The 13685-nt window shown below is 65.5% G+C and carries 15 protein-coding genes; 7 read left to right on the forward strand and 8 right to left on the reverse strand.

Annotated features, from left to right (window positions below; translation table 11 throughout):
• Positions 1–6: 6 nt before the first annotated feature.
• From FM101_RS04360 to lhgO, 3 genes are all read left to right on the forward strand, one after another.
• A complete protein-coding gene (locus FM101_RS04360) occupies positions 7–1698 on the forward strand; it encodes a dipeptide ABC transporter ATP-binding protein (protein ID WP_245806617.1) in 1692 nt (563 codons plus the stop codon).
• Between the two features lie 86 nt (positions 1699–1784).
• Positions 1785–2297, forward strand: coding sequence for a DinB family protein (locus FM101_RS04365; protein ID WP_086996012.1), 513 nt, complete (start codon positions 1785–1787; stop codon positions 2295–2297).
• Between the two features lie 19 nt (positions 2298–2316).
• Complete coding sequence (gene lhgO / locus FM101_RS04370; RefSeq protein WP_086996013.1) at positions 2317–3522, forward strand: L-2-hydroxyglutarate oxidase; 1206 nt, start codon at positions 2317–2319, stop codon at positions 3520–3522.
• A gap of 14 nt (positions 3523–3536) precedes the next feature.
• On the opposite strand, the gene FM101_RS04375 is transcribed toward lhgO, so the two are convergent.
• Positions 3537–4121, reverse strand: a complete 585-nt coding sequence (locus tag FM101_RS04375; RefSeq protein WP_086996016.1) for a TetR/AcrR family transcriptional regulator — start codon at positions 4119–4121, stop codon at positions 3537–3539.
• Between the two features lie 95 nt (positions 4122–4216).
• On the opposite strand from FM101_RS04375, the gene FM101_RS04380 reads away from it, so the two are divergent.
• Positions 4217–5023, forward strand: coding sequence for an SDR family oxidoreductase (locus tag FM101_RS04380; RefSeq protein ID WP_342744358.1), 807 nt, complete (start codon positions 4217–4219; stop codon positions 5021–5023).
• A 33-nt stretch (positions 5024–5056) separates the two neighbouring features.
• The gene (locus FM101_RS04385) at positions 5057–5815 is read left to right on the forward strand and encodes an ArsR/SmtB family transcription factor (RefSeq protein ID WP_086996021.1); all 759 of its coding nucleotides are present in this window, start codon (positions 5057–5059) and stop codon (positions 5813–5815) included.
• Positions 5816–5846: 31 nt separating this feature from the next.
• On the opposite strand, the gene FM101_RS04390 is transcribed toward FM101_RS04385, so the two are convergent.
• Positions 5847–6314, reverse strand: coding sequence for a pyridoxamine 5'-phosphate oxidase family protein (locus FM101_RS04390; protein WP_179204228.1), 468 nt, complete (start codon positions 6312–6314; stop codon positions 5847–5849).
• 57 nt (positions 6315–6371) lie between these two features.
• Entirely contained in the window at positions 6372–6806 is a 435-nt protein-coding gene (locus FM101_RS04395) for a DoxX family protein (protein WP_086996266.1), read from the reverse strand.
• Between the two features lie 92 nt (positions 6807–6898).
• On the opposite strand from FM101_RS04395, the gene FM101_RS04400 reads away from it, so the two are divergent.
• On the forward strand, positions 6899–7852 hold the full coding sequence (locus FM101_RS04400) for an acyl-CoA thioesterase (protein WP_086996025.1): 954 nt from the start codon (positions 6899–6901) through the stop codon (positions 7850–7852).
• A 149-nt stretch (positions 7853–8001) separates the two neighbouring features.
• On the opposite strand, the gene FM101_RS04405 is transcribed toward FM101_RS04400, so the two are convergent.
• Both FM101_RS04405 and FM101_RS04410 read right to left on the reverse strand, forming a co-directional pair.
• Positions 8002–8772 carry a YggS family pyridoxal phosphate-dependent enzyme gene (locus tag FM101_RS04405; protein ID WP_086996028.1) on the reverse strand — a complete coding sequence of 257 codons (771 nt, stop codon included), beginning with the start codon at positions 8770–8772 and terminating at the stop codon, positions 8002–8004.
• A gap of 33 nt (positions 8773–8805) precedes the next feature.
• Positions 8806–10401, reverse strand: coding sequence for an amidohydrolase (locus tag FM101_RS04410; protein ID WP_086996031.1), 1596 nt, complete (start codon positions 10399–10401; stop codon positions 8806–8808).
• Between the two features lie 172 nt (positions 10402–10573).
• Here FM101_RS04410 and FM101_RS04415 point away from each other — a divergent pair, with 172 nt between their 5' ends.
• Positions 10574–10903 carry a DUF1905 domain-containing protein gene (locus FM101_RS04415; protein ID WP_342744359.1) on the forward strand — a complete coding sequence of 110 codons (330 nt, stop codon included), beginning with the start codon at positions 10574–10576 and terminating at the stop codon, positions 10901–10903.
• 85 nt (positions 10904–10988) lie between these two features.
• Here FM101_RS04415 and FM101_RS04420 read toward each other — a convergent pair whose 3' ends face one another.
• The 3 genes from FM101_RS04420 to fdhA form a co-directional block, all read right to left on the reverse strand.
• Positions 10989–11570, reverse strand: a complete 582-nt coding sequence (locus FM101_RS04420) for a Dps family protein (RefSeq protein WP_086996035.1) — start codon at positions 11568–11570, stop codon at positions 10989–10991.
• A gap of 49 nt (positions 11571–11619) precedes the next feature.
• Positions 11620–12174, reverse strand: a complete 555-nt coding sequence (locus tag FM101_RS04425; RefSeq protein ID WP_086996038.1) for a type 1 glutamine amidotransferase domain-containing protein — start codon at positions 12172–12174, stop codon at positions 11620–11622.
• 187 nt (positions 12175–12361) lie between these two features.
• The gene (fdhA, locus tag FM101_RS04430) at positions 12362–13582 is read right to left on the reverse strand and encodes a formaldehyde dehydrogenase, glutathione-independent (protein WP_086996041.1); all 1221 of its coding nucleotides are present in this window, start codon (positions 13580–13582) and stop codon (positions 12362–12364) included.
• Between the last annotated feature and the right edge of the window lie 103 nt (positions 13583–13685).

The raw sequence follows: 13685 nt of genomic DNA on the forward strand, positions 1-13685 counted from the left end.
GAAACCATGAACAACGAAACCATCGACGAAGCCTCGATGCCGCGTCCGCTGCTGGAACTGCGTGATCTGGCCATCAGCTTCAAGACCGGAAACGGTGAGGTCGAGGCGGTCCGCCAAGCCAACCTGACCATCCTTCCCGGGGAAACCGTGGCGATCGTCGGCGAATCCGGTTCCGGTAAATCGACCACCGCCCTGGCGGCGATCGGCCTGCTGCCGACCAACGGCCGCATCGCCGGCGGGACCCTGCTCTTCGACGGCGAGGACATCACCAACGCCTCGGAGAAGCGCCGGGTCGAGCTGCGTGGATCCTCCATCGGCATGGTCCCCCAGGACCCGATGTCGAACCTGAACCCGGTCTGGCAGATCGGTTTCCAGGTCAAGGAGACGCTGCGCGCCAATGGCCTTCCGCACCAGAAGAAGGATGTGGCCAAGGTCCTCTCCGAGGCCGGCCTGCCGCGGGCCGAGGAGCGGGCCAACCAGTACCCGCACGAGTTCTCCGGGGGCATGCGCCAGCGGGCGCTGATCGCCATCGGGCTGTCCTGCCGGCCGCGGCTGCTCATCGCCGACGAACCCACCTCGGCCCTCGATGTCACGGTGCAACGCCAGATCCTGGACCATCTGGACACCATGACCGATGACCTGGGCACCGCGGTCCTGCTGATCACCCACGACCTCGGGCTCGCGGCAGAACGCGCCCATAAGGTCGTGGTGATGTACAAGGGCCAGGTCGTCGAGGCAGGGCCCGCCGTGGAACTGATGACCAACCCGCGCCACCCGTATACGCAGCGTCTGGTGGCCTCGGCACCCTCGCTGGCCTCACGCCGGATCGAATCGGCCAAGGAACGCGGGCAGGAAAAGGAGGAGGAACTGACGGTTGACCGGCCGCTGGCTGCGGACAATGTCATCGAGGTCAAGGATCTGGTCAAGAACTACAAGATCCGCGGCGGCGTCGGCAAGACCACCGAATTCCGTGCCGTGGACGAAGTGTCCCTGAGCATCAAGCGGGGCACCACGACGGCGGTCGTCGGCGAATCCGGCTCGGGCAAGTCGACGGTGGCCCGGCTGGTGCTGGGGCTGGAAGACGCCTCGGAGGGCAGCATCCTGTTCGACGGCGTGGACATCACCACGCTCTCGCGCAAGGAGATGTTCAAATTCCGGCGTCGGGTTCAACCGATCTTCCAGGACCCGTTCGGTTCGTTGGACCCGATGTACAACATCTTCCGCACCATCGAGGAACCCCTTCGGGTGCATAAGATCGGCGACCGTAAGGTGCGCGAGCAGAAGGTCAGGGCTCTACTGGAACAGGTGGCCCTGCCGGCATCGATGATGCAGCGGTTCCCGAATGAGCTCTCCGGCGGCCAGCGCCAGCGTGTGGCCATCGCCCGGGCGCTCGCACTGGATCCGGAAGTGGTGATCTGTGACGAGGCAGTGTCGGCATTGGACGTGCTCGTGCAGGCCCAGGTGCTCAACCTCTTGGCTGACCTGCAGTCAGAACTGGGGCTGAGCTACCTGTTCATCACCCACGACCTGGCCGTCGTCCGTCAGATCGCTGATCATGTGTGCGTGATGGAGAAGGGGAAGCTGGTGGAGACCGGCAGTACCGACGACGTCTTCGAAAATCCGCAGACGCAGTACACGCGGTCGTTGCTCGACGCCATCCCCGGCGCCGGTCTGATGTTGCCTCCCGAGGTGGCCTGACCCTCGCCAGGACGGCATGGCCCGGCCCGTCATCCCTGCACGGGATGGCGGGCCGAGCTGTCGGTGGCGGATGGCAGGATGGCCCCATGACCACCACCGAGCGCAGCATGCCGCCCCTGAACGCCGCCGAACGAGAAACCCTCGACGCCTGGCTCGACTACTACCGGGCGACCCTGCTGCTCATCTGCGAGGGTGTCGATGCCGAGGCCCTGCGAGAAGCATCTGCAGCACCTTCGACGCTGAGCCTGCAGGGGCTGCTCCAGCACCTCAGTGAGGTGGAACGCCAATGGTTCCGTCGGGTATTGGCCGCAGAGGAGCTACCGGCCATCCACCCCGGTGGAAGGACTCCTGAAGGGCACGACGGCGGCTTCGAGGTTGATCCGCACGTCCCGTTCGGCACGGTCGTTGGACTGTGGCAGGCCGAGGTCGCCGCCGCCCGGGCCACGTGTGCGGCGCGTTCCCTAGATGACACCGCAGCCTTCCTGGGCGCCGAGGTGAGCCTGCGATGGATCTACAGCCATATGATCGGTGAGTACGCTCGGCATTGTGGGCATGCGGATATTCTGCGCGAGAGAATTGACGGGGCCACGGGGGTCTGAAACGACGAAAGGCAAGAGCATGGCTGAACGGGTCGGGATCATCGGCGGAGGCATCGTGGGCATCGCCATCGCTCGCGCCCTGGCCAGTACCGCAGACGTTGCGGCGACAGTCATCGAGAAGGAGGCTCGTCTGGCAGCACACCAGACGGGCCATAATTCCGGCGTCGTCCATGCGGGGCTCTACTACCCACCCGGTTCGCTGAAGGCCACCCTCTGTGCCCGCGGCCGGGAGATGACCCGCGACTTCTGCCACGAGCGCTCCCTGCCCTACCGTGAGCTCGGCAAGCTCGTCGTCGCCCTCACCCGGGATGAGCTGCCCCGACTGGACGATATTGAACGGCGGTCCCGCGAAAACCGGGTTCCCGGCGTGCGTCGGCTCGATGCCGGGGCGATGCGCGAGATCGAACCCGAGGTCGCCGGTGTCGCGGCAGTGCATTCACCCCATACCGCCGTCGTGGACTATTCGGCCATCACCGAGGCCCTGGCCGATGACCTCCGTCGTGCCGGAGGGGCCATTCTGCTGGGCCAGGAAGTCACCGCGGTCTCCACCGCCGCCGGCTCGGTGACCGTTTCAACCACGGCAGGAACCCACGTCTTCGACCGGCTCATCGTCTGCGCCGGCCTACAGTCAGACGTGATTGCCCGGATGGTCGGAGCTTCCCCGTCGCCGAAGATCCTGCCCTTCCGCGGAGAATACTGGGCCATGGCCCCGGGCCGTCAAGACCTGGTGAAGGGCATGATCTATCCGGTCCCTGACCCGCGTTTCCCCTTCCTGGGCGTTCACTTCACCCGCGGGGTGTACGACGACGTCCAGGTCGGCCCGAATGCCGTGCCCGCCTTGGCCCGGGAAGGCTACCGGTGGCGGCAGGTGTCGGTGCGGGACACCCTCGAATCCCTCCGCTGGCCCGGGGCGCCGGCCTTGGCCAAGCAACACTGGCTGATGGGGGCCCGAGAAATCTCCGCCTCACTGCTCAAGCCCCTCTACTTCCAGCAGGCCCGCAGGTTCGTCCCCGCCTTGCAGTCCTCCGATCTGGCCTCGAAATCGGCGGCCGGGGTGCGGGCCCAGGCCTGGGATAAGGACGGGTCGTTGGTTGATGACTTCGCCGTCGACCAGGTCGGAGCCGTCACGCTGCTACGCAATGCCCCCTCCCCGGCGGCCACCTCGGCGATGGCGATCGCGGAGCATGTGCTGCAGGAGTATCTGGGCTTCACCCCCGGACGCTGAACAGCGCCGGTCAGCTAGTGTCCCTGATGCTCGGGGACCAAGGTGGACACGACCTGCAGGAGCAGCTCGGGGCTGAACTCCTCCGGCTGGCGCGCCACGTTCATGGCAGCGCCGTAGATCAGCGAAGCCAGGGTCGAACGCAGTGCCTGGGCCGACATTCCGGTGCCTTCCACGATGCGTTCGGTCACCGGTTCCAGGCTGGCTCCGTAGTGGTCCAGTGCCGCGTTGATGGGGGCACGGTACTCATCATGGTGACGCAGGAAGTAGAACTGGAAGATGAGATCCACCTCGCCACGCCGTGACGGTAGTCCCCTGAGTTGCTTGGCCACCATGGCAATCAAGGCGGCACGGGGAGGGAGGTCATCGCCGAACCCGGGAGGTGGGCCACCGAGAATACTGTCCAGCAGATGATCCAGCAGTCCGTGCAGGAGGCCTTCCTTGGAGTCGTAATAAAAGTAGATCAGGCCGATCGATAGACCTGCCTCGGCGGCGACGCTTCTGGAGGTCACCGCCTCGATTCCGCCGCCCAAAGCCACCGATGTGGCGGCGTTCATGATGTCGTTTCGTCTTTCGCCCTCGGGCTTTTTGATTCCCCCCATGGGCCAAGCCTAGCGTTGCAATCCATCGAACACTGGTTCAATGTGGGGTGATGATCGTTAAACCCCACCGGAACGGGAGCACTATGCGCCACCCCTTGAAGAACGAGACAGTCCTGATCACCGGTGGAGGCAGCGGCATCGGCCGACTGCTCGCACTGGGCGCCGCGCGCCGCGGAGCACGCATCATCATCTGGGATCTATCAGAAGCCTCCGGGCGGGCGGTCCGTGACGAAGTGCGGGCCCTGGGCGCCGACTCCGAGTCCTTTGCGGTGGACGTGACCGACCGGGCCGCCGTCCGTGACACCGCCGAGCAGACCGGAGCCGTCGACGTCGTGGTCAATAATGCCGGGGTCGTCAGCGGCAAACGGCTGCTCAACGCCTCCGAAGACGCACTCGAGCGCACCATCCAGGTCAACGTGATGGCCCTGTACTGGGTCACCCGCGCGTTCCTGGGCGGGATGATCGAGCGTCGCAAGGGCACCGTGGTCACCGTATCCAGTGCCGCGGGGATGGTCGGGGTGGCCAAGCAGACCGACTACTCGGCCAGCAAGTTCGCCGCCTTCGGATTCGCCGAATCCTTGAGGGTGGAACTGGCCAAGGATGGTACAGGGGTCAACTCCATGGTGGTGTGCCCCTACTACATCTCCACCGGCATGTTCGAGGGCGTGAAAACCAAATACCCCTTGATCCTGCCGATCCTCAAGCCCGAATACGTCGTGGCCCGGATGCTGGACTCGATCGAGGCCGGGAAGCAGCGGCTCGTCATGCCTCGCGCCGTCCTGTCCCTCCCACCGCTGCGCCTGCTGCCCGTACCGCTCTTCGACAAGGTGGCCAACCTTTTGGGCGTGAACAACACGATGGATGACTTTGTCGGGCGGCGGCAAAAGGCCCCTACTTCTTGACATGTGAGTAAATAGTCACCTATTAATGGTTCCATGGACGACATCTTCAAGGCACTGGGCGACGCGAGCCGCCGGGCCCTGCTGGATGCCCTCAAGGAGGAGGACGGGCAAACGCTCGGACACCTCGCGGAACGGTTGCCGCAGATGACCCGGTTCGGTGTGAGTTCACACCTGGGCATCCTCGAGGCGGCCGGACTCCTCACCACGGTGAAGTCCGGCCGCCGCAAACTGCACTACCTCAATGCCGTCCCGCTTCTCGAGCTCCAGCAACGCTGGCTCTCGAACTACACCCGCGATGCGGCCGCCGGCCTCCTCGCTTTCGGACGCCATCTGGAGGATGCCCCCATGACCGCCATTCACGACAACCGCCCCACCACCGTCTATGCGATCCATATCCGCGCCGCCGCCGAGCGGGTCTTCGAAGCCCTGACGGCCTCCGGTGAACCCCGTCCCTGGCTCTATGGCAGCACCACCGAATCCAGCTGGCTCCCCGGAACCCCCTACACCCAGGCCGCCGACGGCTACACCCTGATCGGCGGCGAGATCCTGGAGATCGATCCACCCGGGCACCTGCGGATGACGTTCGACGCGCGATGGGACGAAGCCACGACCGTCGAACCCGCCGGCATCATCGACTATCTCCTCGAACCAGTGGACGACGCCGGAGCCGTCACCCTGCTCACAGTGACCCTGTTCGATCTGGTGGGAAGCAGTGCCGCCGCAGCGCAACGCGATACGCCCGAGATCTACAGTTCACTGAAATCCTGGCTGGAAACCGGGCAGGCACTTTAGGGGCAGCACCCCAAGAGACCGGGATGATCGACTATTCGTCGGAGGCGTGGGGAGCGCGGGAATTGACGGTCCACCACTCGGTGGGTTCGGAAATGGTGAACCTGCGCCCCGTGGTCGAGGCGGGGGTAATGCGAACGAAGGCGTCCTTATGGCCCGATTCCCACGGGAAGAGCATCAGCGAGAAACTCTCCACGAGCTCCTCCGTGGAGGTCAGGAGTTCGGCCGCACCCTTGAGGTTGACACTCCAGGCGACACCCGTGGACTGGTCGACGCCGTCCACCTCGAAAGCCACCGGATGATCCGCCAGCGCCGCGGAAAGCTTCGTCCCCGCACCAGTGCGAAAGACGACGGTTCCGTGGTCGACGGCGTAGTTGACCGGGAAGATGTCCGGGTGGTCTTCGACCCAGACAGCCAAACGTCCCACCGAGACACTCCGAAGCAACGTCCAGCACTCGTTGACCTCCAGACGTTGTGTGGAGGAACCCTGATCCTTCGTCATGTTCCCGAGCATAGGCTCGGTAGCTCGTTATTGGTAGGTCGGGAGATGACGCAGGAATCAGCGTTCGCGGACCGCCCTGCGCAGTGCCCTCCAAGCCCCCGTGGACCACAGGGCCCAGAGCATCAGGACGGGCTGGAAGAACAGACGGACCAGCCGTGAGCCATCACTATCGAGCCCGAACGCAGACGTACCAGTGACGTACTGCGAGATGTTGCCGGGGAACACAGCCAGGAAGAAGGCCGCGACGGCCCAACCCACGAGAACGCGGCGTCGACGCCACAGCACCAAGGCCGCACCCAGGCCGATCTCCACGACTCCGGAGACCAGGACCACGACATCGGCGTCAAGGGGGACCCACTGCGGCACCTGCGCCGTGAATTCCGTGCGGGCAAAGCTCAGATGACTCGTTCCGGCGAATACCAGGAACGCGCCGAGGAGGACAGCGCCGACGAACCGGCCCCGGGAGACCTTTTCCGTGGCGGGGGCCAGCATGCTCTGGGCCGTTTGGACGAACGGGCGCTTCATGACGAAAGGCTAGCAGGGCAGATGCCCGTAGCGGCGCCTGTCATGGATACGATCAACGGATGAACGACGTGATGAAGCTGCGTTTCCTGGCGGCCCCCACCGATGTGTCCGAGGACGGGGTGACGGTCCAGGCCGGAAGGATCCTGGAATGGATCGACCAGGCAGCCTACGCCTGCGCGGTCGGATACGCCGGTGGCTACTGCGTCACCGCCTATGTCGGGAACGTGCACTTCACCCGACCCATCCGCAATGGCGATCTGATCGAGGTCACCGCCCGCATCGTGCACACCGGGCGCACCAGTATGCAGGTGGTCGTCACCGTCGATGCAGCGGACGTGAGCAAGAGGGAATTCAGGCCCGCGATGGACTGCATTCTGGCCTTCGTCGCCATGGATGAAGAGAAACGGCCGAAACCGGTGAAACCGTGGGAGGCCTCCGACGCAGAGACGGCGCAGCTGGCCCGCTGGGTCGAGGACCGGGTCGAGGCCCGCGCGGCGATCCGCGACCTCATGCGCGCCCAGAAGTACACCGACGCCGGAACTGCCCCGCAGGAAATGTTCAGGTTCCTCGCCTCACCCACCGACGTGAACTGGGGTGGCAACGCCCACGGCGGGATCGTGATGCGGTGGATCGACGAGGTAGCCCGGGCCTGTGCCACGCGCTGGAGCGGAAGGGATTCGGTGGCCGTCTACTCGGGCGGCATCCATTTCCTGAACCCCATCCACATCGGCGACGTCGTCGAACTCGAGGCCCGGCTGATCCATACGGGTCCGCACAGCATGCACATCGCCGTACACGTCAGGGCCCGGGACCCGCGCTCTGATTCCTGGCGGGAAACCACCCGCTGCATGAGCATCTTCGTCACACGCGATGAGGACGGCCATGCCTCACCGGTCCCGCAGTGGGTTCCGGTCAACGACGAGGACCGGCGGCTGGACGACCATGCCCTGGAACTGATCCTCCGGCGTGCCGAGGTTCCACCGCTACAGTTCGCCACCGAAAGAAAATACTAGGCCTCACCGGAGAACCAAGCTGCAGGTGCCGGACCATGCCGCCAGCACCGTTTCATCGTCTGCAGCGTCCCGGGCGGCCTGGCCGGCGGCGAAATACCGGCCAGCCACATCGCCGGGACATGGTCCGGGAAGGACGGGTTCCGCACGGGTCAGGAGTCGGTGCCGGCCGCCGGCCAGTAGTAGCTGTCGGGAAGCAGACGCGGCCCGAAGATCGCCTGACCCACCCGGACGACGGTCGCTCCTTCGTCGATGGCCCATTCGAAGTCACCTGACATCCCCATGGATAGTTCCTCCAGGACCGCGGGGTCGGGGGCATCCTGGCGGATCTGGTCGCGCAGGGTACGCAAGGTGGAGAAACAACGCCGGACCCTGGCCTCGTCGGTGCTGAAGGCCGCGAGCGTCATCAGCCCGCGGACCCGCAAACTACTGAAGGCCGGCAGTTCGGCGATGAAGCGGCCGGCCTCCTGGGGCTCCAGGCCGTATTTGCTGGCTTCACCTGAGGTGTTCACCTGCACGAAGACATCCAGGCCACACCCCTCAGCCTGAAGCCGGCGATCCAACGCCTCTGCCAGACGCAAACTGTCCAAGGCCTGGAACTCGCTGGCGAACCGGGCGACGAACTTGGCCTTATTGGTTTGCAGATGCCCGATCACCGACCATTTGACCTCGTCAAGATCTGTCATCGCCTCCCATTTGCGGTGGGCCTCCTGCACCTTGTTTTCGCCCAACCAACGGCAGCCGGCATCAACAGCGAGCCGGATGTGGGCTTCGTCGATGGTCTTGCTGACCGGTAGGAGACGGACTTCGTCGGGGGAGCGACCGGCCCGTTGCGCGGCGGAGGAAATCCGATCCTGAACGGCCTGGAGATTCTTGGCAAGGTCCTCCCGTGTTTCGGCGGGCGGGTAGTTCGGGGTGCTCATGGTTGAACCATACGCTTTGGCACAGGGTCCTCCTCAGGCATCGTCGCGGTAGCGCAGTACCCCGCCGACGGCGGTCGCCCGAACCGGCACATCGCGCAGGTCGCCGGGATCGATGACGTAGGGGTCGGCTCCGAGGGCTGTGAAGTCGGCCAGCATGCCCGGACGCAACCTCCCTTTGAGGGCCTCCTCGCCGGAGGCGTAGGCGGCACCGGTGGTGAAACCGGCGATCGCCTCGGCGACGGTGATCCGCTGGCCGGGCTGCCATCCGCCGGCGGGTTCGCCGTCGGGGCGCTGGCGGGTGACGGCCGCGTGTATGCCGTGCAGCGGGTCGGGGAGTTCGACCGGGGCATCGGAGCCGAAGGCAGGGGCCGCGCCGGCGTCCAGGAGCGAGCGCCAGGCGTAGGAGGCCAGATCGCGTCCGGCCAGCAGGGTGGAGGCCAGGGTGATGTCGGTGGTGCAATGCGTGGGCTGCATGGACGGTACGACGCCGAGGCGGGCCACTCGTGCGACATCTTGCGGGCGCAGATGCTGGGTGTGCTCGATGCGGTGGCGTAGGCCCGGGGAGGCTAGCGGACCGTGGGCCAACTCCTCGTAGGCGTCCAGCACCAGCTGGTTGGCACGGTCCCCGATGGCGTGGGTCGCTACCGCGATGCCGGCACCGGCCGCCCGCCGGACCAGGGCGAGCAGGTCACGGTACGGGGTGACCTCGACGCCGGTGTTCGCCTCATCGCCGGGGAAGGGGGAGCCCATGTGGCTGGAGTGTGATCCCAGGGCCCCGTCGGAAAAGAGCTTGACCGGACCGGTGCGTAACCAGGCATCGCCGTCGCCGGACGCCATGCCCGTATCGATGGCCCGCTGTAGTGAGGTTGCCGGAATGGACTGATGCACGCGCAGGCGCAAATCGCCGCGGGCTCGCAGGGCCTCATAGGCGGTGCGGCATTCATCGCCATCGAAGTCGTGGACGCCGGTCAACCCGGCCGCCAACAACCGCTCCTGGGCCGAGGCGAGCTGGGATTCCAGATCCCCGGCGGCGTCACCGTGCATGATGCCACTCAGCTGCGCATGCGCCGCCTCACGGAGGATTCCGGTGGGTTCACCGTCAGCGGTGCGGACAATCTCCCCGCCGATCGGATCGGGGGTGGTGGCGTCGATGCCGGCAATGGCCAGGGCTGCCGAGTTCGCCCAGACCGTATGTCCGTCGATGCTCGGCAGGGCTGCCGGATGTGAGCCGGTGACCGAGTCCAGTGCCGCCTGATCGGGTGGGACGGGCACCTCCCAGGTATTGAAGTCCCAGCGCCCCCCGAAGATCCAGGCCCCGTCCGGCAGAGCTCTCGCATGGGCGCAGATACGTTCCAGGGCCCCCGCCAGGGAACCGGCACCCCGCAAGTCGACTGCGCCGAGCTCGCGGGCATAGTTAGCGGTGTGGATATGGGCGTCGGTGAGCCCGGGAATCACGGTCGCGCCACCCAGGTCGATGGTCCCTACGGGCCCGGTGGCTTGTGCCCGCAGCTCTTGTGGTGTGCCCAGGGCAACGATGTGTTCCCCGCGAGCCAGCAACCCCGTCGCTCGGGGACACCCATCCCACTGCGTGTGGAAGGTGGCGTTCACGTACAGGCGTTGCTCAAGCATTCACGGGTCCTTTGCAGAAGATCGCAAGTCAACGCAGGCGATCACGTCGGCATACGCCGAAGTGCCCCCTGCGTCTTGCCGCCACTCTAGGGCAATGCCGGGCACCACGGGATGACGGTCAGCCCTGTTCCGCGCTCGCCGACGGTCGTAGACTCCCCCTGAAGGAAGGGGCATGATGGCGAGGCCCAGGGAAGCACCAGTGAACGACGACGGCCTGCTGGAGGTGGGCGGGGTGGTCTTTTATTGGCGCGGGCCGGCCCCCTTCTACTATCTGCGCGTTCCCGAAGCGGCGGCCGCCTATATCCATGACGTCGCCTCCCAGGTCACCTACGGCTGGGGGATGATCCCGGTGGCCGCGAAAATCGGTTCCACCCGCTTCACCACGGCACTTTTTCCGAAGGACGGCGGCTACCTGGTGCCGTTGAAGACGGCGGTCCGGCAGGCGGAGGGGATCGACCTGGACGAGGAGGTCACCGTGGAACTCGAGCTCGGCGGAAGCTGAAACTCCGGGCACGAAAACGGGCCGTGGGCGATGAAGCCACGACCCGTCGTCGTCTTCGTGGAGTCGGCAAAGAGCCGCCCCGAGGCTATTTCTTGGTGGAGCCCTTCGACTTGGCCTTGGCTGCGGCACCCTTCTCGGTGCGGGCGCCGGCGTCGGCCAGATCGCCGTCGCTGTTCTCGACGTGGGAGCGCAGGAACCACTGGAAGAGTTCCAGCTCACCGACCTGGCCAATGAGCATGTCCTCAGTGACCGGGTCCAGCTCGCCGACGATCGTGATGGCCTTGCGGTGGCTCTCGATGATCCCGGTATAGACCACGTCCAGCGCGGCCAGATGTGCCGTGGTTCCTGCACGGCCGATCTCGTAGTCATCCCACGGGCGGGCCGCGACGAGAGCGCCGGGGAGGCCATTGGGGGAGACCCCGAGGGTGGCCATGCGCTCGGCCAAGGCGTCGATCATGCCGCGGACGGTGTCGATCTGCGGGTCGAGCATCTCGTGGACGCCGATGAAATCACGGCCGACGACGTTCCAGTGGGCATGCTTGAGGGTCAGCTGCAGATCGTTCAGCGCGTGCAAACGCATCTGTAGGGTTTCGCCCACCTGGTGGCCATCCTTGAGGGTCAGGCCCGGGACGGTGTAGGCGGCGTTCTTCTTGTTCTTCGTTGCCATGGTTTTACTTCCTTCCATTGACGGGTACTGCGGGGGCTCCTCGGCGGGCTCAGGCCGCCAGCTCGGCCTCGATCGCTGCGGTGAAGGCATCCAGATCCCCGGGGTTCCGGGAGGTGATCAGGATCCAACCAGCTGCGTCACAGCGGAACACCTCCTCGTCCTTCCACGCGCCACCGGAGTTTTCGACGTCCGTTTTGATCGAGAGATATGAGGTGAGCGTCTTGCCGCGGGTCAAACCAGTCTCGACCAGCAGCCAGGGGCCGTGGCAGATCGAGGCGACGGGGCGGGACGAGGCAGTGAAGGCCTTCGCAAGGCGTTGCGCATCTTCATCCAGACGCAGTGCGTCGGCGTTGAGCGTGCCACCGGGCAACAACAGCAGGTCGAAGCCCGTGTCGTCGACGTCGGCGAGGGTGGTATCCACCGGAACCCGGTCTCCGGGTTCCCAATCACCAACGAGGGTTTCGATCTCGCCGGGTTTCGGGGCGGCGACGGTGACCTTTGCTCCTGCGGCGCGCAGCCGCTCCAGCGGGACCGTGAGCTCGTCCTGTTCGACGCCGCGATTCGATACGGCGACGAGGATCTTCTTGCCGTTCAGATCGTTCATGATTGATGCTCCTTTCGAGGGGGAGTCAATAATTTCAACCCTTTCACTGCGATGGTCCGCTGGCAAGCAGATATAGCGCTTTTCGCTGCCTGCGTAGTCCGCGAGCAAGCTGTCGTGATGCGTCGCGCGGGGGCGCAGGAAGCGGGGATGGCGGCTATCCGCCATCCCCGCTTCAACGGCTGCCCGGCTAGTCCTTCAGATAACCGTTGGGGTTCAGCACGTACTTCGTCGCTGCCCCGGCATCAAACTCCGCGTAGCCACGCGGGGCATCCTCGAGTCCGATGGGCTGTGCGTTCACGGCGTCGGCGATATGGATGCGGTCGTGCAGGATCGCCATCATCAGTCCCCGGTTGTATTTCATGACGGGACACTGTCCCGTGGTGAAGGACAGCGACTTGGCCCACCCCGTGCCCAGGGAGAGGGACAGCGAACCCTTCTGCGACGCCTCGTCGGCGGCGCCCGGGTCACCGGTGACGTACAGTCCGGGAATGCCGAGCGAACCGCCGGCCGCCGTGACGTCCATCAGTGAGTTCAGCACGGTGGCGGGAGCTTCCGCGGCCTCCTTGCCGCCGCCGTGCCCGCGGGCCTCAAAACCGACGGCGTCGATGGCACAGTCGACTTCGGGGACGCCCAGCAGCTGCTCGATTTGATCGCCCGGATCGCCATCCCCGACGTTGATGGTTTCGCAGCCGAAGGACCGCGCCTGAGCCAGCCGCTCGTCGTTCATATCCGCGACGATGACCACGGCGGCGCCGAGCAAACGCGCACTGGCGGCAGCTGCCAGACCCACAGGACCCGCCCCGGCGACGTAGACACTGGAGCCGACGCCTACCCCCGCGGTGACGGCGCCGTGGTAGCCGGTGGGCAGGATGTCGGAGAGCATGGTCAGGTCCATCATCTTCTCCAGCGCCTGCTCCCGATCCGGGAACTTCAGCAGATTCCAATCGGCGTAGGGGACCAGGACGAACTCGGCCTGACCGCCGACCCAGCCACCCATGTCCACATAGCCGTAGGCGCTGCCAGGGCGATCGGGGTTCACGTTCAGGCAGATCCCGGTCTTGCGTTCCTTGCAGTTGCGGCAGCGGCCGCAGGAGATGTTGAACGGGACCGAGCAGATGTCCCCGACGTTGATGAACTCCACATCCGGGCCGACCTCGACGACCTCCCCGGTGATTTCGTGACCGAGGACCAAATTGATCGGTGCTGTCGTCCTGCCGCGGACCATGTGCTGGTCCGAGCCGCAGATGTTGGTGGCGACGGTGCGCAGGATGACTCCGTGCGGGACCTTCCGCCCGACGTTGTCCGGGTGGACCCCCGGACCGTCCTGGAGTTCGAAGGTGGGGTAGGCGGTGTCGATGACCTCGACCTTGCCGGTTCCCTTATAGGCGACGGCTCTATTTTCAGACATGTGTTTTCGATCCTTCCGGAAGGGTTTTCAAGTGGTTCCCAGCGTGGTTTGGCCCGTGCAAGCGAACGATCACTTCCTTCCGGTGGGGGTGGCCTTTGAAGCT

Origin of the sequence: Arthrobacter rhombi, assembly GCF_900163545.1 — a bacterium.
Taxonomy (GTDB): Bacteria; Actinomycetota; Actinomycetes; order Actinomycetales; family Micrococcaceae; genus Arthrobacter_H; species Arthrobacter_H rhombi_A.

What these genes read in the sequence shown, in the direction of transcription:
- FM101_RS04405 (WP_086996028.1), bottom strand. Translation starts at nt 8,772, where the DNA reads ATGAGCACCCCGAACTACCCGCCCGCCGAAACACGGGAGGACCTTGCC.
- FM101_RS04395 (WP_086996266.1), bottom strand. Translation starts at nt 6,806, where the DNA reads ATGCTGGCCCCCGCCACGGAAAAGGTCTCCCGGGGCCGGTTCGTCGGC.
- FM101_RS04420 (WP_086996035.1), bottom strand. Translation starts at nt 11,570, where the DNA reads ATGGCAACGAAGAACAAGAAGAACGCCGCCTACACCGTCCCGGGCCTG.
- FM101_RS04375 (WP_086996016.1), bottom strand. Translation starts at nt 4,121, where the DNA reads ATGGGGGGAATCAAAAAGCCCGAGGGCGAAAGACGAAACGACATCATG.
- fdhA (WP_086996041.1), bottom strand. Translation starts at nt 13,582, where the DNA reads ATGTCTGAAAATAGAGCCGTCGCCTATAAGGGAACCGGCAAGGTCGAG.
- FM101_RS04425 (WP_086996038.1), bottom strand. Translation starts at nt 12,174, where the DNA reads ATGAACGATCTGAACGGCAAGAAGATCCTCGTCGCCGTATCGAATCGC.
- lhgO (WP_086996013.1), top strand. Translation starts at nt 2,317, where the DNA reads ATGGCTGAACGGGTCGGGATCATCGGCGGAGGCATCGTGGGCATCGCC.
- FM101_RS04390 (WP_179204228.1), bottom strand. Translation starts at nt 6,314, where the DNA reads ATGACGAAGGATCAGGGTTCCTCCACACAACGTCTGGAGGTCAACGAG.
- FM101_RS04385 (WP_086996021.1), top strand. Translation starts at nt 5,057, where the DNA reads ATGGACGACATCTTCAAGGCACTGGGCGACGCGAGCCGCCGGGCCCTG.
- FM101_RS04415 (WP_342744359.1), top strand. Translation starts at nt 10,574, where the DNA reads ATGATGGCGAGGCCCAGGGAAGCACCAGTGAACGACGACGGCCTGCTG.
- FM101_RS04410 (WP_086996031.1), bottom strand. Translation starts at nt 10,401, where the DNA reads ATGCTTGAGCAACGCCTGTACGTGAACGCCACCTTCCACACGCAGTGG.
- FM101_RS04365 (WP_086996012.1), top strand. Translation starts at nt 1,785, where the DNA reads ATGACCACCACCGAGCGCAGCATGCCGCCCCTGAACGCCGCCGAACGA.
- FM101_RS04400 (WP_086996025.1), top strand. Translation starts at nt 6,899, where the DNA reads ATGAACGACGTGATGAAGCTGCGTTTCCTGGCGGCCCCCACCGATGTG.
- FM101_RS04360 (WP_245806617.1), top strand. Translation starts at nt 7, where the DNA reads ATGAACAACGAAACCATCGACGAAGCCTCGATGCCGCGTCCGCTGCTG.